Below are 24,908 nucleotides of genomic sequence, written 5' to 3' on the forward strand. Positions count from 1 at the left end.
GGCCTCGTTCGCGGTGACGTGCCACTGCCGTTGCCCGAGGCTTATCTCCCGTGCCCCATTCCCTTCAACGCGCTCGCCTGAGCGTGCTGGCGCTCTCCTGCGCCGGTCCGGCCCTGCTTGCCGCGCCTGCAGCCCACGCCCAGCAAGTCGCCGCCCCATTCGCGGACGTGTCACAAGGCGGCGAGGCCGTCATCCCGCTCGCCGAGATCTCGGTGTCGGCCACCGGCGTGCCCACGCCGGTCACACAGACCGGGTCGAGCGTCACCGTACTCACCTCCGACCTGCTCCAGGCCCAGCAAGTTCGCACCGCGCCGGACGCTCTCCGGCAAGTGCCGGGCCTCAACGTCGTCCAAACCGGCGGCGCGGGCGGCCAAACCTCGGTGTTCATCCGCGGTACCAACTCCAACCACGTCAAGGTCCTGATCGACGGCATCGACGTCAACGACCCCTCGACGCCGAACCGCTCCTTCGACTTCAGCCAGCTTCAAACCGAGCATCTCTCCCGCCTGGAGGTGCTGCGCGGCCCCCAGAGCGGCCTCTACGGGGCCGACGCCATCGGCGGCGTCATCTCGTTCGTGACGAAGCGCGGCGAGGGTCCGGCCCGGGCCACTGCCTTCGTCGAGGGCGGCTCCTACGGCACCGCCAACCAGGGCGGCCGCATCTCCGGCTCCGAGGGCATCTTCGATTATTCGTTCTCCGTGCAGCACCTGCGCCAGGCCGCGCTGCCAGTGACACCGTTCGAGCTCCTGCCGGTCGGCGTGCCGCTGCGCACCGCCTTCACCGACATCAAGACGGTTTCGACCAAGCTCGGCGCGCAGCTCACCGATACCTTTCGCCTAAACTACGTGCTGCGCTTCTCCGACAGCGCCTATCTCGACCAAGCCGATGGCGGCTTTCCCTACCGGCCGACGCCCTACCGCAACCTCAACGACCAGCAGCAGCTCCTGATGCGCGGCGAGGCCGAGTGGACGCCGCTGCCCGGCTTCCACAACGTCTTCGGGGCCAACTACTCCAAGTTCGACCGCCTGTTCGCCGGCCCACTCGACCCGCTCGCGCCACCGACGCCCTCGACCTATCTCGGCGAACGCACCCGCTTCGACTATCGTGGCGATGTCCAGCTCGCCCCCGGCCACCTGCTGCTCTTCGGTGCCCAGCGCGAGGACGAGCGTTTCCAGGCCACCGGCATCGACAAGTCGAACGGCAACACCGGCGGCTTCACCGAGCTTCAATCGGCGATCACCGACCGCGCCTTCCTGGTCGCCAACATCCGTCACGACGAGAACGACCAGTTCGGCGGGGCGACCACGTTCCGGATCGCACCGAGCTACATCCTGCCCTATACGGAGACACGCCTGAAGGGCAGCGTCGGCACCGGCTTCAAGCCGCCGACCCTCAGCCAGCTCTACCAGGACTACCCGGGCTTCCGGTTCTTCGGGAATCCGGCCTTGCGGCCCGAGGAGAGCTTCGGCTTCGACGGCGGCTTCGAGCAGCCCCTCGGCGATCGGGTGCTCGTCGGAGCGACCTACTTCGAGACCGACTTCCGCAACCTGATCCAGACCGCGTACTTCCCGACCTTCGGGACCAACGTCAATGTCGGCCGCGCAGTGGCCTACGGGGCGGAGAGCTTCGTCTCGGTCAAGCTGACCGACACCTTGAGCGGCCGGGTCGACTACACCAACACCGTCACCAAGGACGAAATCGCCCACCAGGAATTGCTGCGCCGGCCCCGTCACAAGGTCAGTGCCACCGCGATCTGGAACCCGTTGCCACAGCTCACGCTCACCGGCACCCTGGTGGCGATCGGGTCGTTCGTCGACGGAAACCGCGACTTCTCGGTGCCCCGGCTCAAGAACCCGGGCTTCACCCTGGTCAACCTCTCGGCGAACTACGCCTACTCGGAGAACCTGACGCTGTTTGCCCGCATCGATAACCTGTTCGACCAACGCTACCAGAACCCAACCGGCTTTCTCGGGGCTGGCCTCGCCGTCTACGGCGGCGTGCGCGTATCCTCGTTCTGAGAAGGATGAGGATGCGGGCCTTGATCCTTGTCGGGGTCGCAGGCGGTCTGGCGGCGTGCATGGTCGCTTCATTGGCCGCCAGTCCGGTGCCGGCGCGGGAGAACCCTGCCGCGCCGGGCCGGCCGTCGCGGATCGTCTCGCTGAACCTGTGCGCGGACGAGCTCGTGCTGAGGCTGGCCGACCGCGGGCAGGTCGCGGCGGTGACCTACCTCGCCGGCGATCCGCGCGGCTCGACCGTGGCGGCGCAAGCCGCCGGCGTGCCGGTCACCAGGGGGCTCGCGGAGGAGATCGTGGCCTTGAAGCCCGACCTCGTCATCGCTGGAGCCTTCACCACTCGCACCACGGTCGGGCTCCTCAAGCGGATCGGCTTCCCGCCGCTCGAACTCGGCGTACCGGCCAATTTCGACGGCGTACGTGCCCAGATCCGCCAGGTCGCGGCGGCCGTCGGCCATCCGGAGCGCGGGGAAGCGATGGCGGCGGAGCTCGACGCCACCCTCGCGCGCGTCGTGCCGGCCTCCCGGCTTTTGCGCGTCCTGGTCCTGCGCCCGAACGCCTTCACGGTCTCGCCCGGCAGCCTCGGCGACGCGATCATCCGGGCGGCCGGCCTCGTCAACGTCGCCGCGCAGATCGGCCGCGACCGCACCGGCTCGGTGCCGCTCGAGGCGGCTGCCCTGGCTGATGCCGACCTCGTCGTCGTCGACGCCAGTGAGACGGGCACGCCGTCCCTCGCCGACGCCCTGCTGCACCACCCGATCCTCGAGCGGCTGCGCGCGCAGGGGCGCACGGTTCCGATCCCCAACCGCCTCTGGACCTGTCCCGGTCCGCAGGTCGCCGAGGTCGTGGCCCGGCTTGCAGCCGCAGCGAGAGCGCGCACCCCGATGAAGACCCCATGAACGCTCCGATGTCCTTCGTGACACGAACGCCGCCGCAGGCCGGCAGCCGACGCCTCGTCGCGGGGTTGGCCCTCCTGGTGGCGATCCTGATCGTCACCTCTGTCGCGGTCGGCTACGCCGTTCTCGATCTCCCGGCAGCCCTCGGCGACTGGCTCGCAGGCCGCTCCACCCTCCCGGCCCTGGTCCTGATGGAGCTGCGCCTGCCCCGTGCGCTCCTCGGTGCGCTCGTCGGCTTCAGCCTCGGCCTGACCGGGGCGGTGATGCAGGGCTACCTGCGCAATCCGCTCGCCGACCCGGGCATCCTCGGCATCTCGTCGGCTGCCGCGCTCGGGGCGGTGGTGGTGTTCTACGGCGGGCTCGCCGGCAGCCTGTCGCTCGCCCTGCCGCTCGGCGGCATCGCCGGCGCGGCCCTCGCGGCGCTCGGCATCAACCTGCTCGCCGCCCGCGGCACCGGCACGCTCGGGCTGATTCTCGCCGGTGTCGGTCTGTCCAGCCTGGCGGGCGCGCTGACGGCGCTCGCCCTCAACCTCGCGCCCAATCCCTACGCCGCTCTGGAGATCGTGTTCTGGCTAATGGGCTCGCTCGCCGACCGCAGCATGGATCACGTCTGGCTCTGCCTGCCGCTGATGATCCTGGGCTGGATCCTGATGCTCTCGACCGCACGCGCCCTCGATGCCCTGGCGCTCGGCGAGGACACGGCCGCAAGCCTCGGCTTCGACCTCGCCTCGGTCCGCATCCGCATCGTCACTGGGGCGGCTTTGGCGGTGGGCAGCGGCGTCGCGGTGAGCGGAGCAATCGGCTTCGTCGGCCTCGTCGTTCCCCACCTCGTGCGGCCGCTGGTCGGGGCCCGGCCAGGCGCGAGCTTGTGGCCGAGCGGGCTCCTCGGAGCGGCCCTGGTGCTGGGCGCCGACCTTGCCGTGCGCCTGCTACCGACGCGGCCCGAATTGAAGCTCGGCGTGGTGACGGCGCTGGTCGGCGCGCCGTTCCTGATCGCTCTGCTGTTCCGGCGGGGGCGGGTCTGATGCGGCTCGCCGCCGAAGAGCTCCGGGTCCGGCTCCAGGACCGGCCCATCCTCAATAGCGTCTCGGTGTCGGTCGATGTCGGTGAGTTCGTCGGCCTCGTCGGCCCGAACGGCGCGGGCAAGACCACCCTCCTGCGCACGCTCGCCGGCCTCGTGCCGCCCTCCTCAGGCCGCGTCCTCCTCGACGGCCGGGCTCTGTTCGCGATCTCCCGGGACGAGCGGGCGCGTCGCCTCGCCGTCCTGGTCCAGTCGGCCAGGATCGGCTGGCCGATGCGGGTCTCCGAGGTCGTCGCCCTCGGACGTCTGCCGCACCGGCGCGCCTTCACGAGGCCGAGCGAGGCCGATCACGCGGCGGTCGCCCGTGCGATGGCGCGGGCCGATGTCGCTCACCTCAGCGAGCGGGCGGAGCCGAGCCTGTCTTCGGGCGAGCGGATGCGGGTGCTGCTCGCGCGCGCGCTTGCGGTCGAGGCCGAAATCCTCCTCGCCGACGAGCCGATCACCGCCCTCGACCCGGCCCACCAGCTCGACGCGATGAGCCTCCTGCGCGGGATCAGCCGCGCCGGGACCGGAATCGTCGCCGTCCTGCACGACCTCACCCTGGCCGCCCGCTTCTGCGACCGGCTCGTCGTACTGAGCGAGGGCCGGATCGTCGCCGACGCGAAGCCCGCCCTCGCCCTGACCGATCCGCTGCTGCGGACCGCCTTCGGCATCACGGTCCTGCGTGGCACCGACGCCGACGGCACATCCTACATCCTGCCCTGGCATCGCTCAGGGCGCCCCCGGGAGGACGACCATGACCCAGCCGGCCAAGACCACTCCTGAGCGTGGGACCGCCCCTGACCGAGCCGCCGTCGAGGCGCTACTGCAGGATTCGATGCGCGATCCTGGCACAGCCTGGAGCCTCGGCAGCTTTGGGGCGATCGCGGAGTTCATGCGCGACCTCGACGAGCCCGTCTCCGCGCTGCCCGACGATCGCATCGGGATGGCCACGGCTCGCGGTGCCATCGCCTTGAGGCCTCACCCCGACCTGCGTCCGGTCGCCTACGAGACGGCGGTCGCCTCGGGCTGGAACCACGCCGTGGCGCTCTGCCTGCCTGAAGAGGCTTGCGCCATGAACCGGCGCACCGTGGTGACGGAACTCGGTCCCGATCACGAAGCGGCCCGGTCTGAAGACCGCGACGGCGTGCTGTTCGACCTCGGCCTCGATCTCCTCGCCGTCGACGCCTGCGTGCGCAGCCGCGATGCGGACACCATCGCCTGCCTGCGGGCGGGGGCCGGGCAGCCCCTGTTCACGCCCGGCAACCCGATCGGGCCGCGCCTCGTCGCCATGAGTCCGCATCGGGTCTTCCTGGCACGCTTCGGCCGTATCGAGGTCTACGCCCCGATCCCGCCCTCCGGCGGCACCAGCCCGGAGGGACCGCACACCCATGTCCTACCGAAGCTCCTGCGGAGCGGACGCACCCACGCCGCGACGACCCCGATCCCCGCCGGCCTCGTGCCCTGCGCCGCCCTGCACCCGGCCCATCCCTACAAGGACATGCAGGGGCAGCGCATCGCCTTCGATCCCGAGCGCCTGGCTGCGTTTCAAGTGCTGCTGCAGCTCTGGGGCGATCCGGCACTGGTCGCCGTCAAGCACGGGGCCGAGGATCACGGCGGCGCGGTATCGAGCCGGCACGCGCAAGGAGCCCGGCGGGTGGCCGAGGCGCAAAGCCGCTACCTGCGTGGGGAGACCGTCGAGGCCGGTCCCGGCGACGAGGAGGACGAGGCCGCCGACATCCACGCCTGACCATGTCCCCGATCGTCGAGGGCGGGCGAATGCCCCGCCAGCGGGTCGTCGGCCTGATCGGTTGTCCTGGGGCGGGCAAGACGACCTACGCGCGCCGGTTCGATCCGCGCGAGGGTTGGGTTCACCTCACCCTCGACGACCTGCGGCAGGCGCTCTGGCCGCCCGACCGCCAGATGTACTGGGAGGTCCGGCGCGGTGGCTACGACGGCGAGGCGCAAGCCCTGTTGCACCGGATGAAGGAGGCGGCGCTGAAAGCCGCCCTCGTGCAGGGCTTCAGCGTGGTGATGGCCGACACCCACCTGACGCGCGAGGTGTTCGTACGCGAGCTCGCCATCGTCGAGGCGCACGGCCTCGCCGTCGAGTGGAAGCTGTTCGACGTGCCCTGGGAGGTGCTGGTGGCGCGCAACGAGGCGCGGGGCCGGCTCGACCCGGCCCACCGACAGCCGGAGGCCGTGCTGCAGCTGACTTACGAGGCATTCCGGGCCCCAGATGCCTGGTGGCGGACGCTGCCCCCGGACCGGATCGAGGTCGTCACGACCTGAACGACACCCTTGCTCATCGTCTCGTAAGACGGCGGTTCCGTGCACGAAAACACTAACGTCATCCTCAAGCCGACGCTCCTCTACCGCCTGCGGCTGCTTGCTGGGACGCTACGGCATTACGGCGCGAGCGCGAGGACGAAGCAGTTGCTGAAGCTAGGTTTGATCGCGGCGACGGGACGCGTTCATCCCGACACTGTTGCGATACATCGTGGCGGCTCCCGCAGCCATGGCGGAGGCCGGGCTCTGCGTTCAGTCGTGGACGTAGCCGGCACCGCCATCCTCCGGGACCAAACATCAGATCCGGCCTCGATCGCAGATGCAGCCACCGGGGCGGCGACAGCGGCCGGGACGGTGGCGGGCGGCACACCGAAGTATCGGCGCATGGCGAGGATCGCGAACGGGATCGGGATCAGTCCCGCCACGGCCGCGATCAGGAAGACCCCTGCCTGACCGAGCTGCCCGGCCAGCATCGCCCCGGTGGCGCTACCGCAGATATGCCCGGCGAAGATGCCGGCGACGAGGTTGGCGATCGCCTGCGTGCGCATCCGCGCGGTGGACCACGCGAAGACGTAGCCCTGGATGCCCATCCACGCGAGCCCGTAGCCGAGACCGACCACCGCGCGGGCGGCCACGTAGGAAAGGGGATCCGACGCCACCCCCGACAGGGCGGAGCCCAGAGCGCAGACGACGACGCCGATCAGGAACGGGAACTGCCAACCCCGCCGGTCCGTGAGCCAGCCCGCCAGGAGCGCCGTCACCAGGGCGGCCAGCATCTCTGCCGAGATCGGCAGGGCGAGCAGGATCTGCCGCGGGATCGCGGTCGTGTCCGAAGCGAGACTCGCCATCCGCAGCGGCACGATGGAGAGCGGCAAGGCCCAGGCGAAGAGCAGGATGAAGGCCGCTGGACGGGCGAGGAGATGGTGCCCGTCGGCCGCGCCGTCGTCGTGCCTGCCGGCCCCGGTCCGGCCAGAAGAGGCCTGCTGCGCATAGGACTGGGCGTGGATCAACACCCCGTACAGGACCAGCAACTCGACGATGAACAGGAGCGAGGTCAGGATGATGGTGGCGGAGTCGAGCAGGCGTTGACGGACGCCCGCGGCGATGGCTGCGTCGGAAAGTTCCGCGGTAAGCCGGCCGATGACCGGGCCTTCCGGACTGGACCGTACCTCGTGCTCGATCAGCAGAGGCCTTCCGCTCGCTTCGACGGCCTGCGGCACGGCGGCGACGAGGGACCGGTCCGGCCGGGCAACCTGAACCGCCCCGAGTTCGGCGATGGCCGCCTTCATCCGCCCGAGTGGGGCGTCGAAGCCGGCGATCTCCTCAGGCCGGATGCCACGTCCGGCGAGACGCTGAAGGTCGAGAGAGAGAGGCGGGCCAGCGACCGCTCTGCATTGGCCAGGGTCGTGGACAGGTAGACCTGACGGAAGGTATCGATGGCGTACCAGGAGGACACGGCCTGGGTGCCGAGGATGACCACCAGCGGCACTGCCATGGCGTAGCGCCGCGACCGACCGAGGGCGTCGACCCAGTTTGCCGCGACAGTCGCTGCCAGGAGAGCCAGGGCACCGCCAGCGCTGATGGCAGCCAGGACGACGAGATAGCCGTGGGCGAGACTCCAGCCCGCCTCGGCCACGACCCGTTGCGGCACGCTCAGGACCAGCCCGCCGGCTACGGCTCCCCGACGTCCGAGCAAGGGCGTGACGAACAGATGTTGGTCCCCGACCGCGATAGTCCGGAACGTCGTGATGTCCGGTGACGGCGTGGTCGACGGTGCAGCCGAGAGAAGCCGACGGACGCTGTCGTGAACGGTCTCATCCTGCTCCTCGCGCATCCCGGCCACGATCGAACCATCTGGTGTCGCAACGAACGCGTTCGAGACTCCCGGAAGATCGACCTTGATCGATGCCAGCATCTCCTGAAGGCCGAACATCTGTTCGATCGGCTTGCCGAAGTGCAGAGCGTTCTGGATGCGGAAAGCCCAATCGTCGCTGACGATGCGCCCAGCCGTCGCTACGGAATCCAGCTGAGTCTTGCGGATCGCGGCCGTCGTGAGCGTCGCGTTGAGCGCTTGAGCCAGGACGAGAACGAACAGGCAGCTCCCGAAAAGCGGAAGGCGAGTGTGCTCCGTGACGGCACCCCGGGACGGAGCTGCATGCACGTGAGAAAATCCACTCAAGCGATCAGCTCCGGGATTCGCATGGGAGGCTTACAAAGACATTTCAGATCCTAATTTTTTGACCTCCTGTTATCGCAAAAATTCCACTAAGATGATGATGCGCGCGCATCGAGGAGAATGTTAACGAGCGCCACTCCAGATCGGCCGGGTCAGAGTCCCGCAGCGGTCTCAACCTGCGCCGAATCGCCGTCCCCGATGGTCTGGCCTGCTTCGAAACCGAGATCATCCCACCGGATCTATGATTGTAGATCGATGCCGCGGCTCCGCAACGACTCGAGCATTTTCCGACCAAGTGGATACCGGTTGGGCGAAGAAGATGCGGCAAAATCAAGGATCTGGAGCAGCGCCCCATTGCAGCGTGATCGGGCGCGGCTCTAGGCTGTGCGCTTGCCCGCGGCCGTGTTCCCGATGCGCTCTCCGGCGCCGGTTACCGATGCTCCGGGTCGGCAGATGCGGCGGGGCCACATTCGCCTCGGCAGCGGGATCCGCACGAGTCGGTATACCGGGGGTCTCGTCGATCAAGCTCTGCACGCCAGCCGATCCCGACGCGAAGTGAACCGGCCCTATGGTGGGCGCTCGTGGGGCCGTGGGATCGACGTTCCGCCGACCCGAGACGCCACCGCGGCGTGGCCACCGATCGAGCCGGCGCCGCTGAACGGGCAACGCCGTGGGTAAGATCGCGACCGCGCCGCTGCAAGCCCGCCGGCCGCTCCCCGCCGCCTCCATCCTCGGCCGCGACCCGAGGACCGTCGCCCTTCCTGACCTCGGCGCGAGGAGTGCTCAGCGGGTCGCGAGACCCGACACCGCGATGCTGAAGGCGCCGTCAGCGTGACGGTGGATGCTTGCCGTCACGCAGTAGACATCCGCCAGCGCCGTGGGCGTCACCGTGGCGTCCAGGGGACCGTCGGCCACGACGGCGCCATCGCGCATCAGGATCACGCGGTCGGCCCAGCTCGCCGCGAGACCGAGATCGTGCAGAACCGCGACGACCGCGACGCCCTCCGTCGCCAAGCTGCGGAGGACGCTCAGAACGGCGTGCTGGTGGTGCAGGTCGAGGGCGGTGAGCGGCTCGTCGAGCAGCAGGAGGCGCGGCCGGCGCACGAGGGCCTGGGCGAGGCTCGTCAACTGCCTCTGGCCGCCCGACAGGCGGTCGAGCGGCACATCGGCCAATGTCGCGAGGCCGAGCCGACCCAGGGTCGCGGCCGCACGCGACACCGCTTCATCGATTGTCGGCGGCCGTGCCACGCCCGATCGGCAGGCATGCAGCACAGCCTCCAGCACCGTGAAGCCGAGATCCTGCGGCAGGGTCTGCGGCATGTAGGCGACGCGCGCCGCGCGGTCCGCCGGCCGGGCGCCGACGAGCTCGCACCCGTCGAGCCGCAGAGATCCCTCGACCGGCATCAGCCCCGCGAGCGCACGCAGGAAAGTCGACTTGCCGGCCCCGTTCGGCCCGGCCACCACGGTGAGCCGGCTTGCCTCGATCGGCGGCAACGACAGGTCCGCCAGCACGATCCGGCGGCCATAGCGGACGCGCAACCCTTCGGCCGCGAGGCCGTTCTCCCGCTCACGCATCGCGACGACCTCGGCGCAGGATGAGGGCGAGAAAGAAGGGCACGCCGATCAGGGCCGTGACGATGCCGATCGGGACCGTGACGCCCGGGACGACGAGCTTGCTCGCCGTGGAGGCCAGCGACAGGAGCAGGGCGCCCGTACAGATACTCATCGGAAGGAGGAGGCGGTGGTCCTCCCCCGCCAGCAGCCGGGCGAGGTGCGGTCCGACCAGGCCGACGAAGCCGATCGTCCCGACGAAAGGCCACCGCCACGCCGGTCAGAACGCTGATCCGCACCATCGCGCCGAGACGCAGGCGGTCGACATCGACTCCGAGCGTCCGGGCCCGCTCAGTCCCGAACCGGAGCGCGGTCAGTCCCGGGGCGGCGCGCAGCGACAGCGGCACGGTTCCCCCAGGACGAGGGCCAGCACCGCGATCTGCGGCCAGTCGGTGCGGCCGACATTGCCCATGGTCCAGAACACGAGCTGCTGCAGCGCCTGCTCCGTCGCGGCGAATTGCAGGAGCGCGACCAGCGCGCTGAAGGAGAAGAACAGGGCGATCCCGAACAGAACGACGCCGTCGCGGCCGCCCCGTAGCCGCGACAGCGCCTGAATGAGCAGGGCCGCCCCGAACGCGAACGCGAACGCGTAGGCCGGCAGGATCCAGCTCGGCGGCAGGTTCGGGAGCGTCGTGCCCAGCACGATGCAGAGGGCCGCCCCGAAAGTCGCGGCGGAGGACAGGCCCAGGGTGAAGGGGCTCGCCAGGGGATTGTCGAGCACCGTCTGCATCTCCGTCCCGGCCAGCGACAAGACTGCGCCGACGAGGATCGCCGTTACCGCCGGGGGCAGCCGGAGCGCGCGCACGATCGTCGCGCCGGCGACCGTCACCCCGGAGGGGTCGAGGAGCGCGCGCAGCACACGGTCCGGTGACAGCAGGGCGGGACCGGTGGCGAGGTCGAGGAGGAACGCGAGTCCGACGCCGAGGACGGCGAGGATCAGCCATCCCCTGCGCCGAGCCTGCCTCCGGCGGTAGCGCGCGGCGAGATCCTCTGCCGTCACCCGGGACGCGGAAGGTTGCTTGGTGAGGGCGGTCATCGGGGGCCGATCCAGTAGGTGCCGTCCATCGGGACCGCGAGGAAGCGGGCGTTGAGTTCGGCGAGGGTCGCCTCCGGATCGAGGTCGCCGGTCAGGTCCGGGTGCAGCCACTTGGCCAGGACCTCGACCGCCAGCACGTTCACCGGTGAGGTGCTGAAGCCCTGCCAGAGGCCGTAGGCTCTTCCCGAGCGGATCGCGGAGAGCTGCTGCGCGAGGCCCGGGCTCTGAAGCACCGTCGCGAGCGTGGTCTGCGCCGTCTCACGCGCAACGCCCGTGCCGAGCACCACGCCGCCGCGGCCGGAGAGGTGGCTCCCCCGGTCGCGACGTAGACGGGTGGATCGAGGCCGAGCAGCGCCTCGGCGCTGACCTGGCCTGCGGTACCGGGCAGGAGCGACGCCGCCGCGTTCAGGCCCCCGGCGGCCAGGATATCGTCGGTGAAGGTCCCCTGGCCGGGGGAGAAGCAGCAGGGCGTGACCCCAGCATGGGCGTGCAGGAACACGGCGGGCGTGGCCGCCCGACCGGTCAGGCGGGCCGTCACGGTCGAGAGATGCGCCTCGATGAAGTCCGTGAAGTCCTCGGCCTCCCGTTCCCGGCCGGGCAGGCGACCGAGCAGGCGCATCACCGGGGCGGTGTCGCGCAGAGGGTGCCCGTGCAGGTCGATCACCGCGACCGGAAGACCGGCCGCCGCGAGCGTGCGCAGCAGCGGATTTCCGCCGTCGGGCCCGGTCGCGCCGGCCTGGGCGCGGTCGAGGATTACGAGGTCCGGCGCGAGGGCGATCGCCTGCTCCGCCGGAAAGCCGCCGGGGCCCGCCTCGATCACCGGCAGCGCGGCGAGGTGCGGGAAGCGCGCCACGTAGGCCTGGTGGATGTCGGGATTCTGCCGCGGAAGGTCGCGGCCGACGGCGACGAGGCGGTCGACCACCGCGTGGTCGAGGATGGCGAGGGCCGGCAGGCTGCGGCCGGCGGCGAGCAGGATGCGCCGGGCCGGCGCTCCCAGCGTGACGGCGCGGCCGAGACTGTCCGTGGCCGTCACGGGCTCCGCTCTCGCGCCATGCGACACGATCGGGAGGGTTGCCGCGAGCATGAGGGCTCCGGCCGCGAGCGCGCGCGTCAAACGGTGCATCGAGTGGCTCCGGGAGGGGCGAGGAGGAAGGGCAGCGCGCGGCCGAGCGCGACGGGGACCACCGAGGCGTGGTTCTCGTCCTCGAAGACGTGGAAGCGGATGTCGGCCCCCGTGCCCGCTCGCCTCCGCAGGCCTTCGGCGGCGGCCCGGGCATTGGCGACCATCGCGCGGTCTTCGAGGCCACCCTCGGCGGGCAAGGCCGACCGCGCCGAGGGCTGCTCGAGGGCACCGACCGCGATCATCAGCCGGATGGCGTGCGAGAGCGGCGCCGCGCCCCAGGCCCGCCCTAGGGCTCGATCGTCGAACCACAGCGACGGGCTGGCGGCCGCGTAGGCAGCGAAGGCCGAGGGCCGGGTCAGGGCCGCGTGGAGGACGAAGAGGCCCCCGAGCGAGTGCCCGAAGAGGGCGCGGCGCTGGCCGGAGAGGCGGAAGCGGGCCTCGATCATCGGGGCGAGTTCGCCGGTGAGGAAGTCGAGGAAGGCCTCCGCTCCCCCGGTCTCCCGGTCGTTTCCCGCCTCACCGGTGCGAGGGGGCGTGAAATCGTAGAGGCGCCGCGGCACGTCCACCACGTCGTCCGTCGGATAGCCGATGCCGACGGCGACCGCCGGGCGCACGCCGGTGACTTCAGGCCGGCGCGCCCGCATCCGCAGGCTGTCGACGAGCGTGCCGAACCAGGCATTCCCGTCGAGGAGGTAGACGGCGTCCCAGCCGTCCCGCGGCATCGGCGTGTCGGGCCAGGCGAGGAAGACGCGGTAGGGCCGGCCCGACCGCGAGCGGATGTCCCACCGTTCGGTATTGGGCATTTGCACGAGAGTCGGGAGCACGGGCTCCCCGCATGTCGGCATGGCTCACCAGCGATAGGACACGGTGGCGAGAATCGTGCGGCTCGTCCCGTAGAAGCACTGGTTGGCCGAAGCGCAAGCCGAGACGTACTGCTTGTCGAACAGGTTGGTGGCATTCACGGCGGCGGTGAGCCCCCTGAGGGACGGGTTCACGGCCCCGAAATCATAGTGGACCTGGGCGTCGGCGAGCAGGACGCCCGGCACCTTGTAGGCGGCCGAGTCGATCGCGTCGCCGAACGAGGAGCCGATGTAGCGCAGGCCGCCGCCGAAGCCGAAGCCGCGCAACGCTCCGCTCTGGATGGTGTAGTCGCCCCAGCCGCTGATCGTCTGGTCCGGCACGCCGACCGGGCGCTTGCCCCGCACCGCGACCCCGTCCGTCACCACGGAACTGCGGGTGACGGTGACGTCGGCGTAGCCGTAGGCGGCGATCAGCGCGAGGCCGGGCAGCGGCGAGGCCTTGGCGCTGAATTCCACGCCGCGCGAGTTGATCGCGCCGGTCTGAACCTGGCAGACGGTGGCGCTGCATCCGGTCGCCGCCGTGCTGGTGCCGGTATGCGCCGTATCGGTGGTGAGGACGTTGTATTGCGTGAGGTCGAAGGCGGCGACCTGCAGCAGGGCATCGACGCCCGGCGGCTGGTACTTGAGGCCGGCCTCGACCTGCTCCCCGGTCGTCGGCCGGAACGCCACGCCGCCGAACCCGGTCCCCGCCTGCGGCTCGAACGATGTCGCGTAATCCGCGAACGGCGCGAAGCCGTTCTCGAATTGATAGAGTAGGCCCACGCGCCAGGTCGTGGCCTCGCTGTCCGTCCTGGCGAGCGTCGTGCGTCCGGTGGACAGGGTCGTGGTCTGCGCCCGGTTGCGCGCCCAGTCATGGCGCAGGCCGACCTGCAGGTTCCAGTTGCCCCACTGGATCTGGTCCTCGCCGTAGAGGCCGAGCTGGCTGTTGTCCTGGCGCTGCTCGGTCGTGATGGTGGGCGCCGTGAAGGTGCCGTAGGCGGCAGTGAGGTAATTGACGTAGCTCGTCGTCCCGGTGCCGTAGCGGGCCGCCGGCCCGGTCCAGAGATAGCCCAGCCCGGTCAGCACTGTGTGCTTGAGCGGTCCTGTCCAGACATGCGCCTCCGCCTCGTTGTCGAGGGCGACCGCGTCGAGGCTCTCGACGTAGGCCTGCGGCGTGCGGGCAAGGCACAGGTTGGTCCGGCCGCCGCAGAGGGAGGCGGCCGCGAAGGCGCTGCCGCCCGCGGGCACCGAGAATGCCTTGAAGTCGGTATCGAGGTGGAAGTAGCGGAAGTTCTGGCGCAAGGTCAGCGCGTCGTCGACAGCGTGCTCGAACTGATAGCTGAAGGCCGATTGCTCGCGCCGGAAGCTGTTGTAGAGTGGGTTGCCGCTCTGGAAGGTGTAGGGGATCTGGCCGTTGGGGTTGCGCAGCAGGGTCCCGAGGGCCGGCATCCAGTTCGACTGGAAGCTGTTAGGATCGCGCTGGTAGAGGCCCTGCACCGACAGGGTCGTGCCGGCATCCGGGCGCCAGGTCAGCATCGGGGCGATCATCACCCGCTGGTCGGCGCTGTCCTTGACCGCGTTGTCGGTGTCGCGCGCGAGGCCGATCAGCCGGTAGAGCAGGCGCCCCTCCGGGTCGACCGGCCCGCTCAGGTCGAAACCGCCCTCGACGTGCCCGAAATTGCCGATCCGGGTGATCACCTCGTTGGTGGGCACCGGGAGCGGGCGCTTGCCGACGAGATTGACGAGGCCGCCGGGATTGGACTGGCCGTAGAGCACGGAGGCCGGCCCGTGCAGCACGTCGATGCGCTCGAGGAGGTACGGCTCGATCGACGGGATCGCGTAGTTCACGCCCTTGGGCAGGCGCAGGTTGTCGAGGAACTGCACGTAGCTGGCATTGCCGCCGAAGCCGCCGAAGCCGCGGATGAAGACGCTGTCCGAGCGATTGCCGCTCCGGGTCTCAGACGCGAGGCCGGGCTCGTAGCGCAGGGCCTGGCTGACGGTGAGCGAGGCCTGCGCCTCGATCTGCGCGCGAGGCACCACCGTGATCGACTGGGGCGTGCGCGCGATCGGCGTCACGGTCTTCGTGCCGGTCGCCGTGACGGCCGGGGCGTAGGCTCCCGGAAGGATGCCGCCTGCCCCGTCCACCGAGATCGCGTCCAGCGCGATCTCCCCGACCGGCGGGGCAGGCTCGGCCCGGGCAACCGCACCGGGAAGCGAGGCGAGCGCGCCACCGAGCAGGAGCAGCGTCGGCCAAGCCTCGCACCGAGCATGTGACCCGCGGCGCGGATGTGAGATGTGCGGCACGTTCGTCGTTCCCGGATGGGGCCCTCGCAGGTTCGAGCGTCGTCGAACACCCGCAGGGCGCAGGGCCGCTCATAGGAAACGAGGGCCGATGCCGACAATTGCTGCGACTTTCGGGATCCAGACTTTCCCTTTCGGTCTGAATCGGAACAATTCCGATCTGACCTCAGCGCAGGTCGCGCGGCGAAAATCCGAAACGATTGCGAAACAACGTCGAGAAGTAGGCTGGTGTGTACCCGACCCTGTAGGCCGTCTCGGCGACGCCGGTCTCGCCCGCCGCCAGCAAGGTGTAGGCGAGCTGCAGCCGGTATTCCTGAAGGAATTCCGGGATGCCCGTCCCGAACAGGCGCCGGAACGCCAGACCGAGGGCCTTCGCGTTCAGGCCCACCATCGCGGCGAGCTGCGACACGACCAGGGGCTCGGCGTAGCGCTGCACCAGGATGTCTCGTACGGCGGTCGCGCGCTCGACCTCGCTCGCGGACAATCCGCGCCCGGCCTCCGACAGGCCGTCGGAGGGCAGGCAGCTCTCGATCGCGCAGGCCACGAGTTCAAGGCCCTTGCCGAGGAGGAACAGGTCGCGGGCCATGCCCTGGATCGGGCACACCATGATCTGCGCGGCGATCGAGCGCACGACGGCATCGGCGCCCGCGGTCAGGAAGGCAGGTGCGTGGCCACCGGCGTGCTGCGTCGCGCGCGCGAGCAAAGCGTCGAAGGGGATGCCGGTGTGGGACTGGGCGGCCCCGACCGACAGATGGACCAGGGCGTACCGGAAGGTCTGCTCCGGCGGAAAGACCTGCTCGCGGCGATGCGCCGAACTGCTGAGGATGAGGCTGACGGACGGCGCCTCGACCCAGATCGCGGGACGATCGTCGATCCGGCACGACATGCGCCCGTCGAGGGTCACCGCCACGGTCAGGCCTCTCTTGAAGGGTTCGATCACGCGCCGCTCTTCGACGAACTCGTTCTCGCCGGTCGAGATGACGAGTTCGCCGCCCAGCAACGGCATGAAGTTTCTCGGCAGCAGGATGCTGTTGATCGGGGCCGACATCGCGTCACGGTCTTCATCGGCCCGCCCTCGTCAAGAAGGTCAGGCTCGACTTGGAATGACATGAATGTGCAACGCCGATCAGCCTACGGATTGATCTGCTCCGAGCTTTGGACGCTGCGCGGGTGAACCTACCGCATGGTGGGAACGGTCGATAGCCTTGATCTTCGACCTGCATCTCCCGAGCCGGGCGCCGGTCCCGCGCGTGCCATCGGGCGTAGTGCTGACGGCGCAGGGCTGCTGCCGCCACGTTGACAGCTCATCGACGGCAACGCCTTCTCCCGTCGGCCTCGCCCGCATCCCCCGGGCACGTCAGAGTCCCCACGCCCTCAGCGGCGTGCGCGCCGCCATCGCGGCGGCGATCGAACGGTTCGTCGCCATCCCTCGCTCCGAATTTCTAACGGTCGATATCTCGTGCGGGACAGACCGCCGACGCGGCCGGAAGAGGGCGGGACTTGCGCCGTCTCGCCTATCACCAGCGGTAGCTCGCACTGGCGATCACGCGGCGCGCATCGCCGTAGTAGCAGGCATTCGCGGAGATGCAGGCGCTGACGTACCGACGATCGGCGACGTTGGTCGCGTTGATGGCGAAGCGCCAGCCGTCGCGGACGTAGTGCACCTGCGCGTCGAACAGGACGAAGTCCGGCACGGTCAGGGAATTGTCGACCGTGGCGTAGGACTTGCCGACGTAGCGCACGCCGCCGCCGAAGCCGAAGCCGGCCAGGGGCCCGGTCGGGATCGTGTAGTCGGCAAACAGAGACGCGAAGGTCTGCGGCACGCCGACCGGCGTGCGGCCGATGCGGGCGGCTGAACCGTCGGCGACCGTTTTCAGTTCGTAGTTCGTGAACGACGCCGTGACGGCGAAGTCGGGCGTGACGTTGGCCTGCAGCCCGAGCTCGACGCCGCGCGAGCGCACCGCGCCGATCTGGATCGTGTTGTTGACGTTGGCCGGATCGGTCGTGGAGACGTTGGTGCGGATGAGGTCGAACACCGCGGCGGTGGCGAGCAGCGGCAGGCCCGGCGGCTGGTACTTGATGCCGGCCTCGTACTGGTCGCCGGTTTCCGGCTTGAATGGCTGGCTGTAGACATCGACGCCGATCGCCGGGTTGAAGAAGGTCGCGTAGCTCAGGTACGGCGCCAGCCCGAAATCGAAGTTGTAGATCAGTCCGTAGCGCTGCGTCCCGGCGGCGGCGTGCTGCTCGGTCGCGCCCCGGGTCAGCTTGTTGAAGACGTCGTTCTCGGTGAAGTCGCCGCGACCGCTGGCGACGAGGGTGAGTTCCGGCGTCAGCTTGATCTGGTCCTGCGCGTAGACGCCGAGCTGGTTGAAGTAGCTGCGCGTCACGGAATACGGGACCGCGAGCGGGGTCGGGACGCCGTAGACCGGCGACAGGATGTTGAACCGGAGGCCGGGCAGGTTCGCGGCGGTCGAGCTGCGCGCGTTCGTGCCGTCGAGGTCGGCCTGCTTGTAGTCGAGGCCCATCAGCAGGGTGTGGCGGAACGGGCCGGTGTCGAAGCGGGCCTCGATCTGGGTGTCGACGTTGAACACGCCGGCGCGGCCCGAGGATTGCGAGCGGTAGCGGTTGAGCACCGTCTGGTTCGTCCCGGCGACGTAGCTGCCGAAGATCAGCGTGTTGTCGTAGGCCTCGGTGAAGGCGTAGCGCAGGTTCTGCCGGACCGTGAACACGTCGTCGAAGCGGTGCTCGAACTCGTAGCCGGCATAGGCCTGGGTACGCCGGTAGCGGTTGGCCTCGGGGTCGTTGACGTTGAGGTTGAGCGGGATGCGCAGCCCGAGGGCCTGCGGCCGGACCGTGCCGACATAAGGCAGGAAGCCGCCGATGCGGCCGCTCTCGTCGTGCTGGTAGCTCGTCAGCACCGTGAAGGTCGTCGCACCGTCGGGCCGGTAGGTGAAGGACGGGGCGATGTAGCCCCGGTTGTCGTCTGTCCCGTCGAGCTGTGTCCCGCCGTTATGCCCGATGCCGGTCAGGCGGTAGAACCAATGGCCGTCCGCGTCGGCGGGGCCGCCGAGGTCGATCCCGAGATACTTTTGTCCGAAGGAGCCGCCGCCGGTCTCGATGGTGCGGAGCGGCTCGAGGGTTGGACGCTTGCTGATCAGGTTGACGAGGCCGCCGGGACCGCCCTGCCCAAACAGCACGGCGGCCGGGCCGCGCAGGATCTCGATGCGCTCGAGCCCGAACGGGTCGAGCTGGAAGCCGGCAAAGCTGTAATTCAAGAGTTGCAGCGAGTTGAGATAGAGGCCTGTGTCGTTGGCGGTGAAGCCGCGGATCAGGAAGAAGTCCTGGCGCGTCCCGGGCCCGTAGGTCCCGCCGTAGACGCCGGGCACGTAACGCAGGGCCTCCGCTACGGTGAGGTCGCGCTGGGCGTCGAGCTGCTGGCGGCCGACAACGCTGATGGATTGCGGCGTCTCGATCAGGGGTGTGTTGGTCTTCGTCGCGGTCGCGGAGCGGGTCGCCACGAAGCCGTCGACCGGGCCGCGCGGATCCTCCACGACCGGGCCGCCGGCCCGGGCGGGGCCGCCCGTACCCGAGCCGGCCACGGTGATCTCCTCCAGCGCCACGACCGGCTCAGACGATGCCGCCTGCGCGTGCGCAACACCGACCGGGGCCGCGAGGGCGCCAAGCGAAACGCCGGTGAGCGCAAGGCGGCGCAGGATGTGCGACGGCATCGGAGAGTCCTTCATGATGTCACCCCTCGTGCATGACGCGAACCGGCCACGCTGTTGTTCGATATTATTTCGATAGTTCTTGTTCGCCCGGGCACCACTGCTCGGTTGATTTAGTTCGACTGAGTCTGACCGTTGCTACCGGCCCTTCTCGCGGGACGGATGGGAGGCAGCGGCACTCAGCATCGCGGGCCCGCTTTGCGCAGGACGGCGCCGATCAGGTACGGCGCGCCGATCAGCGAGGCGAAGAGGCCGACGGGCATCTGGTAGGGGTAGAAGACGAGGCGCGAGAGCAGGTCGGCCCCGGCCATCAGCCCGCAGCCGATCGCGACCGAGCCGGCGAGATGCCCCCGCGCCCCGACGAAGCCCGCGGACCGGGCGAGGTGCGGCGCCATCAGCCCGACGAAGCTCACGGGCCCGACCGTCAGGGCGCTCACGCCCGTCGCGAGCGCGGCGATGGTGAGCAGGACGAGCTTGGCGCGCCCGAGCGGCAGGCCGAGGGCGATGGCAGCGGAATCGCCGAGCGGCAGCACGTCGAGCCACCGCGCGAGCAGGGCCAGGGCGGCGATGCTGGCGAGCGCCCCCGCGACCGCCAGTCGCGCGAGGGCCGGATCGACCTGCGTCGAGGCGCCGGTGATCCAGGCCAGGATCATCGCGGCCTCCAGGCCGCCGCGGGTCATGATCACCGTGAGGCCGGCACCGGCCAGGGCACCGAGCGCGATGCCGCCGAGCAGCATGCGGCTGCCCTGGAGCGCGGCGCGCCGCGCCACGGCGAGGAGCGCCGCGAGCCCGATTCCGGCGCCGAGAGCGGCGCTGCCGACCTGCGCGGCGAGGCCCGCGGCCGGCGCCGCGAGGATGCAGGTGGCGAGGCCGAAGCTCGCCGCGCCGCTGACGCCGAGAACCTCCGGGCTCGCCAGCGGGTTGGCGGTCATGCGCTGCAGGACGCAGCCGGACGCGGCGAGCATGGCTCCGCCCGCCATCACGGCCGCGAGGCGGGGCAGCCGCCAGGGCAGGAGGAGCGCGAGGTCCGAAGGCCCGGCGAGCACGAGCCCGGCGCGATCGCGCCCGAGCACCAGACCGGCGAGGACGAGGACGACGACGGCACCCGCGAAGAGGGTCAGCGAACGCCACGGCTTGGCAAGGCTCCGGGGAGCGTGGGTCGTCCCCGACGCGATGGGGCGCAGGCCGGAGAGCCGGGGCAGCAGCAGGAGCAGGAACGGACCGGCGAGCAATGCCGTGACGGCGCCGGTCGGCAGGGCGAGACGGCTGCCGCGGTCGATCGCCTGCACGATCCCGTCGGTCAGGAGCAGGATCAGCCCGCCGAGGACGGGTGCGGCGACGAGGAAGGCGCGGGGCGTGCGCAGGCCGAGCATCCGCGCGAGGTTCGGGGCGGCGAGGCCGACAAAGCCGATGACGCCGACCTGCGCCACCACCGATCCCGCCAGGACGACGGCGAGCAGCAGCAGGGCGGTCCGGATCCGGGCGACGGGCAGGCCGAGGCCGCCGGCGCCCGCATCGTCGAGGGCGAGCAGGGCGAGGGGGCGCAGGAGCAGGGCGGCGAGCAGCCAGGCCAGGGCCAGCCGGATCCCGAGGCTTTCCGCCGGTCCCCAGTCCTGCTGCGCCAGCGAGCCGCCGCCCCAAAGGAACAGGGAGGTCAGGTATTGCCCGCCATACAGCACGAGCGCCGCGCTCGCCGAGGCGCAGACGAGGCCGACCAGCATGCCGGCGACCACGACGCTCGTCGGCTCGAAGGCCTGCCGCGCCGTGAGGCCGAGCACCAGGGCCGCTGCGGCGAGCGCGCCCGCGAAGGCGACCGCCTCGCGGCTGAGCCCGCCCAGATCCGGCGCGAAGGCGAGCGCGGCGACGATCGCCAGATGCGCACCCGCCGCGACGCCGAGCGTCGAGGCATCGGCGAGCGGGTTGCGCAGCACCCGTTGCAGCAGCATCCCGGCGAGGCTCAAGGCCGCTCCGGCCGCGAGCGCGACGATGGCCCGCGGCAGCAGGCTGTGGAGCACGACGATGTCGCGCAGGGGTTGGCTCGCATCGTCCAGCATCGCCCGGATGCCGAGCCCGTGCAGGAGGGCGCCGAGCCCCGCGAGCCTGGCGCAGAGACGGGCGAAGCGCAGCGCGAGCGCCCGGTCGCCTGGAGGCGCGGCGCACCCGGCTCGGGAGGGATCGGCGACGGTGCCGGCGCGGGACTCGAGGTCGCAGGTCATGCCAGCGCCTCCGCGAGCAGGCGGGCGAACCGCGCGGCGGTGGGCAGGGCGCCGAAGGGATTGACCGGGGCCAGCACTCGGACGCGGTTCTCGCGCACCGCCGGCAGCGCGTTCCAAAGGGCGCTCTGCGGCAGTGCCCTGCCTGCGTCCGGTGGCAACGGGCCGACGATGACGATGCTGGCCCCGGATCCTGGGCCAGCGTCAGGATGTCGACCGGAGCCTGCGCGACGTAGCGGGTGTTGCCGGTCCAGGCGCTCGCCAGGCCGAGCCGGTCGAGCACGGCACCGTGCATGCTGTCGGGTCCGAAGGCCCGGAAGTGGCGTGGATCGCCGACGCTGATCACGAAGACCCGTTCCCCGCGCCGGGATGCGAGCCGCTGCGCCGCTGCGGCGAGCGCCGCCTCGGTCTCGGCGACGACCCGCTCGGCCTCGCCCTCGCGCCCGACCCGGGCGGCGGCGATGCGGGTCGCCTCGATCGCCGCCGCGTAGGGTGGACGCCCGCGCTGGTCGATGCGCAGCGACAGGACCGGGGCGATGCGGCCGAGCTGGCCCTCGATGCGGCCGTACCAGGGGGCCGACATGATCAGGTCGGGCGCGGCCCGCAGCAGGGCCTCGAAGTTCAGGCTGCCGCGCAGGCCGAGATCCGCGACGCGATCGGGGACCAGCGGCTCGACCACGAGCCTGCGGTAGAGCACCAGCTCGGCGCCCGCCACGACCTCCGCCCCGAGGGCGAGGGCCGTCTCGAGCATCGCCCAGTCGATCGCGGCGATGCGGGGCGGCGCAGCCCCGGCGGCGCAGGCGGGGGACCGGGGGAGCACGGCGCCGGCCGCCGCGGCCAGCAGAGCCCGCCGCGTCGGGAGGAGCGCATCGCATGTGGGATCGCACCGGCTCACAGGGGGTATCCGACGACGTCGCCGGTCCCGGGCAGGCGGTGGATGCCCATGCGCAGGCCGTAGATCCGGGCCAGCACGTCCTCGCGCATCACGGCATCCGGCGTTCCTTGCGCGACGATGCGGCCATGGCCCAGCGCCACGATGTCGTCGCAGAACCGCGCCGCCATGTTGATGTCGTGCAGGATCACGATCACGCTGAGGCCGCCCTCCCGCCCAAGCGCCCGAACCAGGGACAGCACGTCGATCTGGTGGGCGATGTCGAGGGCGGAGGTCGGCTCGTCGAGGAGCAGGCAGGCGGCGTCCTGGGCGAGCAGCATGGCGAGCCAGACGCGCTGGCGCTCGCCGCCGGAGAGCGAGGAAACCGCCCGGCCGCGGAAGGCCCCGGTGCCGGTCCGGCGGAGCGCCTCGTCGACCTTCTCCCGATCCTGCGCCCCGAAGCGGCCGAGAAGGCCGTGCCAGGGAAAGCGGCCGAGCGCGACCAGTTCCTCGACCCGCATTCCGTCCGTCGGCGGGGTGCACTGGGGCAGGTACGCGACCTGCCGGACGAACTCTCGCGGGCTGATCGCGGCGAGGTCCTCGCCGTGGAACCGGATACGGCCCGAGCCGGATGGAGCTTGCCGGGCGAGCAGGCGCATCAGCGTGCTCTTGCCCGAGCCGTTCGGCCCGATCAGCCCGCAGATCCGGCCCGGTGCGAAGCGATGGGTGATCCCGTCGAGCAGGGTCCGTCCGCCGGCCTCGACACGGATCCCGGCGAGCTCGAACAGGGCGGCCGGGCTCCCCTCAGCGTGCCGCCGCATCGTCGTCCTGCCGGCGCCAGTAGGTGACGATCCGCGCCTGCGCGCTGCCGAGGGCGAGGCGCTCGCGCATGATGGCGGTGAGGTCGCGGGCCGTACCCGCCTCGACGCCGGCATAGAGGAAGGAATTGCGACCCGCGTCCCGGGCGAGGCCGGCGGCCGCCCGAACGAGCTGCGAGCCCCGCCCGGAGCGGTGGAGAAAGTCGAGCCGCGCGCCGGCGCCGCAGGTCACGGCCTGCTCCTCGTCCCGGTCCGCCACCTCGACGAGCGCATCGATGCGCCGGCCGGGCGCCGCCTCCTCGATCAGGCGGCCGATCACCGGCAGCGCGGTCTCGTCGCCGACGAGGACGAGGCGGTCCGCTCGCGGAACGGGACGGCCGAGCGGCCCGATCAGTCCCACGTGGTCGCCGGGACGGGCCCGGGCGCCCCAGCAGGAGCCGGGACCCGCGGGCGCGTGCAGCACGACGTCGATGTCGATCTCGCCCGCCTCCGGCCGGACGAACCGCACGGTGTAATAGCGCGACGCCGCCGGCGCTCCGTCCACGCCGCGCAACGGACCGCAGGGGCATGGGACGAGGAGGCGGGCATGCATCGCGGGCCCCGCGAAGGACGCCGCGTCGTCGCAGGCGAGGGTGATCCGGCGCAGCCGCGGCGTCACGGCCTGCCTTGCCAGGACTCGAAGCGTGCGCGGGGTCTCCTTCAGGCCGGAGGAAGGCAATGGGGCGGCACGAACGACAGTCGGCGGGGCAGAGGGAGGCAACGACATGATCCGGTTCCCGACGGGTGCCGACGCGGCGCAGAACTGCCGTCCGGGTACGGGCTTAGCCGGGCCGGGTGCCGAGGGTCCAATAATTAGCCCATACGATTTTCAGAAGTGGAGCTTATGATAGGAGGAGCGAGATTGTTTGTAATTATTAAAATTTCAGGCCCGACTTGCTCGTAAGGGCCTGCGGAATCGCGGATGCGAAAGGGGATTATGAGCGTCAACAAGGCGACGGGCGCGTTCGAGCTGCGGCACCTGCGCTACTTCGTGACCCTGGCCGAGGAGCGGAACTTCAGCCGCGCGGCGGAGCGGCTCGGCATCGCCCAGCCGGGCCTGAGCCAGCAGATCCTCAACCTGGAGGCGCTGGTGGGCACAGCTCTGCTCGATCGCAGCCGACGCTCGGTCCAGCTCACGCTGCCCGGCCAGGTCTTCCTGCAGGAGGCCCGCAAGACGCTTCTCCAAGCCGACACGGCTCTGGCCGCCGTGCGCCGGACCGGGCGGGGCGAGACGGGCCGGATCTCCATCGGCTACGTGGCCTCGGCCGCCTATGCGGGCGTGCTCACGGCGTCGCTCGCCGGCTTCCGGACGACGCATCCGGAGGTGGAGCTTCAGCTCACCGAGATGGAGATGGGCCTGCAACTCGCGGCGATCGCCGGCGGCGCCCTCGATTTCGGCTATGTCCGCCCCCCGGTGAAGGTCCCCGACGGGGTCGCGACGACCTGCGTCCCGCGCGAGCCCCTCGTCGTCGCGGTCGGCGCGGCCCACGCGCTCGCCGATCACGAGACGATTCCGTTGGCCGCGCTGAGCGAGGAGACCTTCATCGCGCCGCGCCAGGCCGTCGATGTCGGCTTTCACCACAACGCCGTCATCGCCTGCCGCGAGAGCGGCTTCGAGCCGACGATCAGCGCCACCGGGCGGGACTTCACTACCATCGCCAGCATGGTCGCGGTCGGGCTCGGGGTCGCGCTCGTGCCGCGATCCCTGACCTGCCTGCAACTGCCCGGCCTCGTCTACCGCCCGGTCACCGGATCGACGACGACCTCGGATCTCGCGGTGGCCTACCGCCGCAACGAGCCGGCGCCGGCGGTGAGGGCCTTCATCCGCCACCACCATCGGGCGGACCCGGCCGGGCGCGACGCGGCGACGTGATGCGCCGCCGGACCGACCCGGACGGG

Annotated in this window: 20 protein-coding genes and 2 pseudogenes; 7 read left to right on the forward strand and 15 right to left on the reverse strand. The window is 70.8% G+C overall.

The genetic code is table 11. The features are described from left to right. The first annotated feature begins 50 nt into the window (after positions 1–50). Genes F1D61_RS16605 through F1D61_RS16630 form a run of 6 tightly spaced genes read left to right on the forward strand, consistent with a single transcriptional unit; the run spans position 51 to position 6,260 of the window. Positions 51–2,018, forward strand: coding sequence for a TonB-dependent receptor plug domain-containing protein (locus F1D61_RS16605; RefSeq protein WP_246775377.1), 1,968 nt, complete (start codon positions 51–53; stop codon positions 2,016–2,018). Between the two features lie 59 nt (positions 2,019–2,077). Then, the gene (locus tag F1D61_RS16610; RefSeq protein WP_203152807.1) at positions 2,078–2,911 is read left to right on the forward strand and encodes an ABC transporter substrate-binding protein; all 834 of its coding nucleotides are present in this window, start codon (positions 2,078–2,080) and stop codon (positions 2,909–2,911) included. Further along, a complete protein-coding gene (locus F1D61_RS16615; protein WP_203152808.1) occupies positions 2,908–3,933 on the forward strand; it encodes a FecCD family ABC transporter permease in 1,026 nt (341 codons plus the stop codon). The genes F1D61_RS16610 and F1D61_RS16615 overlap by 4 nt, the downstream gene beginning before the upstream one ends. Next, positions 3,933–4,754 (forward strand): ABC transporter ATP-binding protein, encoded by an 822-nt coding sequence (locus F1D61_RS16620; protein ID WP_203152809.1) that lies wholly within the window; start codon positions 3,933–3,935, stop codon positions 4,752–4,754. The genes F1D61_RS16615 and F1D61_RS16620 overlap by 1 nt, the downstream gene beginning before the upstream one ends. Then, positions 4,726–5,718 (forward strand): DUF6925 family protein, encoded by a 993-nt coding sequence (locus tag F1D61_RS16625; RefSeq protein ID WP_246775378.1) that lies wholly within the window; start codon positions 4,726–4,728, stop codon positions 5,716–5,718. Before F1D61_RS16620 ends, F1D61_RS16625 begins: the two co-directional genes overlap by 29 nt. Positions 5,719–5,720: 2 nt before the next feature. Further along, complete coding sequence (locus tag F1D61_RS16630) at positions 5,721–6,260, forward strand: AAA family ATPase (protein ID WP_246775379.1); 540 nt, start codon at positions 5,721–5,723, stop codon at positions 6,258–6,260. Positions 6,261–6,442: 182 nt separating this feature from the next. Here the strand turns inward: F1D61_RS16630 and F1D61_RS16635 are convergent, their stop codons facing one another. From F1D61_RS16635 to F1D61_RS16700, 15 genes and pseudogenes are all read right to left on the reverse strand, one after another. Next, positions 6,443–7,546, reverse strand: a complete 1,104-nt coding sequence (locus F1D61_RS16635; protein WP_203152810.1) for an MFS transporter — start codon at positions 7,544–7,546, stop codon at positions 6,443–6,445. Then, positions 7,543–8,418 carry a hypothetical protein gene (locus F1D61_RS16640; RefSeq protein WP_203152811.1) on the reverse strand — a complete coding sequence of 292 codons (876 nt, stop codon included), beginning with the start codon at positions 8,416–8,418 and terminating at the stop codon, positions 7,543–7,545. Before F1D61_RS16640 ends, F1D61_RS16635 begins: the two co-directional genes overlap by 4 nt. Positions 8,419–9,216: 798 nt before the next feature. Continuing rightward, the gene (locus F1D61_RS16645; protein WP_203152812.1) at positions 9,217–10,008 is read right to left on the reverse strand and encodes an ABC transporter ATP-binding protein; all 792 of its coding nucleotides are present in this window, start codon (positions 10,006–10,008) and stop codon (positions 9,217–9,219) included. Beyond that, positions 10,001–11,080 (reverse strand): annotated as a pseudogene (locus F1D61_RS16650) (FecCD family ABC transporter permease). The gene F1D61_RS16645 and the pseudogene F1D61_RS16650 overlap by 8 nt, the downstream one beginning before the upstream one ends. Then, positions 11,077–11,223, reverse strand: coding sequence for a hypothetical protein (locus F1D61_RS16655; RefSeq protein ID WP_203152813.1), 147 nt, complete (start codon positions 11,221–11,223; stop codon positions 11,077–11,079). Before F1D61_RS16655 ends, F1D61_RS16650 begins: the two are co-directional and overlap by 4 nt. After that, the gene (locus F1D61_RS16660) at positions 11,220–12,113 is read right to left on the reverse strand and encodes a hypothetical protein (RefSeq protein ID WP_203152814.1); all 894 of its coding nucleotides are present in this window, start codon (positions 12,111–12,113) and stop codon (positions 11,220–11,222) included. The genes F1D61_RS16655 and F1D61_RS16660 overlap by 4 nt, the downstream gene beginning before the upstream one ends. A 77-nt stretch (positions 12,114–12,190) precedes the next feature. Beyond that, entirely contained in the window at positions 12,191–13,006 is an 816-nt protein-coding gene (locus F1D61_RS16665) for an alpha/beta hydrolase (protein ID WP_203152815.1), read from the reverse strand. Between the two features lie 45 nt (positions 13,007–13,051). Next, positions 13,052–15,346 carry a TonB-dependent siderophore receptor gene (locus tag F1D61_RS16670; RefSeq protein WP_203152816.1) on the reverse strand — a complete coding sequence of 765 codons (2,295 nt, stop codon included), beginning with the start codon at positions 15,344–15,346 and terminating at the stop codon, positions 13,052–13,054. A 163-nt stretch (positions 15,347–15,509) separates the two neighbouring features. Then, entirely contained in the window at positions 15,510–16,391 is an 882-nt protein-coding gene (locus F1D61_RS16675) for a helix-turn-helix transcriptional regulator (RefSeq protein ID WP_203152817.1), read from the reverse strand. A 469-nt stretch (positions 16,392–16,860) separates the two neighbouring features. Then, complete coding sequence (locus F1D61_RS16680; protein ID WP_246775381.1) at positions 16,861–19,071, reverse strand: TonB-dependent siderophore receptor; 2,211 nt, start codon at positions 19,069–19,071, stop codon at positions 16,861–16,863. Between the two features lie 176 nt (positions 19,072–19,247). Continuing rightward, the gene (gene fhuB, locus F1D61_RS16685; protein ID WP_203152819.1) at positions 19,248–21,284 is read right to left on the reverse strand and encodes a Fe(3+)-hydroxamate ABC transporter permease FhuB; all 2,037 of its coding nucleotides are present in this window, start codon (positions 21,282–21,284) and stop codon (positions 19,248–19,250) included. After that, positions 21,281–21,442, reverse strand: a complete 162-nt coding sequence (locus F1D61_RS35100; RefSeq protein WP_348649359.1) for a hypothetical protein — start codon at positions 21,440–21,442, stop codon at positions 21,281–21,283. The genes fhuB and F1D61_RS35100 overlap by 4 nt, the downstream gene beginning before the upstream one ends. Positions 21,443–21,558: 116 nt before the next feature. Then, positions 21,559–22,032 (reverse strand): annotated as a pseudogene (locus F1D61_RS35105) (ABC transporter substrate-binding protein); the annotation flags it as partial. A gap of 140 nt (positions 22,033–22,172) precedes the next feature. Next, a complete protein-coding gene (locus F1D61_RS16695; RefSeq protein WP_203152820.1) occupies positions 22,173–22,973 on the reverse strand; it encodes an ABC transporter ATP-binding protein in 801 nt (266 codons plus the stop codon). Then, the gene (locus F1D61_RS16700; protein WP_281437014.1) at positions 22,957–23,736 is read right to left on the reverse strand and encodes a siderophore-interacting protein; all 780 of its coding nucleotides are present in this window, start codon (positions 23,734–23,736) and stop codon (positions 22,957–22,959) included. Before F1D61_RS16700 ends, F1D61_RS16695 begins: the two co-directional genes overlap by 17 nt. Before the next feature lie 210 nt (positions 23,737–23,946). On the opposite strand from F1D61_RS16700, the gene F1D61_RS16705 reads away from it, so the two are divergent. Further along, positions 23,947–24,882, forward strand: coding sequence for a LysR substrate-binding domain-containing protein (locus tag F1D61_RS16705; protein WP_203152822.1), 936 nt, complete (start codon positions 23,947–23,949; stop codon positions 24,880–24,882). Positions 24,883–24,908 lie beyond the last annotated feature (26 nt).

Origin of the sequence: Methylobacterium aquaticum, from assembly GCF_016804325.1 — a bacterium.
Lineage (GTDB): Bacteria > Pseudomonadota > Alphaproteobacteria > Rhizobiales > Beijerinckiaceae > Methylobacterium > Methylobacterium aquaticum_C.

Coding starts and splice junctions, on each gene's coding strand:
- F1D61_RS16665 (WP_203152815.1), bottom strand. CDS start 13,006: ATGCCCAATACCGAACGGTGGGACATCCGCTCGCGGTCGGGCCGGCCC.
- F1D61_RS16695 (WP_203152820.1), bottom strand. CDS start 22,973: ATGCGGCGGCACGCTGAGGGGAGCCCGGCCGCCCTGTTCGAGCTCGCC.
- F1D61_RS16705 (WP_203152822.1), top strand. CDS start 23,947: ATGAGCGTCAACAAGGCGACGGGCGCGTTCGAGCTGCGGCACCTGCGC.
- F1D61_RS16630 (WP_246775379.1), top strand. CDS start 5,721: ATGTCCCCGATCGTCGAGGGCGGGCGAATGCCCCGCCAGCGGGTCGTC.
- F1D61_RS16635 (WP_203152810.1), bottom strand. CDS start 7,546: ATGAAGGCGGCCATCGCCGAACTCGGGGCGGTTCAGGTTGCCCGGCCG.
- F1D61_RS16610 (WP_203152807.1), top strand. CDS start 2,078: ATGGTCGCTTCATTGGCCGCCAGTCCGGTGCCGGCGCGGGAGAACCCT.
- F1D61_RS16620 (WP_203152809.1), top strand. CDS start 3,933: ATGCGGCTCGCCGCCGAAGAGCTCCGGGTCCGGCTCCAGGACCGGCCC.
- F1D61_RS16645 (WP_203152812.1), bottom strand. CDS start 10,008: ATGCGTGAGCGGGAGAACGGCCTCGCGGCCGAAGGGTTGCGCGTCCGC.
- F1D61_RS16625 (WP_246775378.1), top strand. CDS start 4,726: ATGACCCAGCCGGCCAAGACCACTCCTGAGCGTGGGACCGCCCCTGAC.
- F1D61_RS16615 (WP_203152808.1), top strand. CDS start 2,908: ATGAACGCTCCGATGTCCTTCGTGACACGAACGCCGCCGCAGGCCGGC.
- F1D61_RS16680 (WP_246775381.1), bottom strand. CDS start 19,071: ATGCCGTCGCACATCCTGCGCCGCCTTGCGCTCACCGGCGTTTCGCTT.
- fhuB (WP_203152819.1), bottom strand. CDS start 21,284: ATGACCTGCGACCTCGAGTCCCGCGCCGGCACCGTCGCCGATCCCTCC.
- F1D61_RS16700 (WP_281437014.1), bottom strand. CDS start 23,736: ATGTCGTTGCCTCCCTCTGCCCCGCCGACTGTCGTTCGTGCCGCCCCA.
- F1D61_RS16675 (WP_203152817.1), bottom strand. CDS start 16,391: ATGTCGGCCCCGATCAACAGCATCCTGCTGCCGAGAAACTTCATGCCG.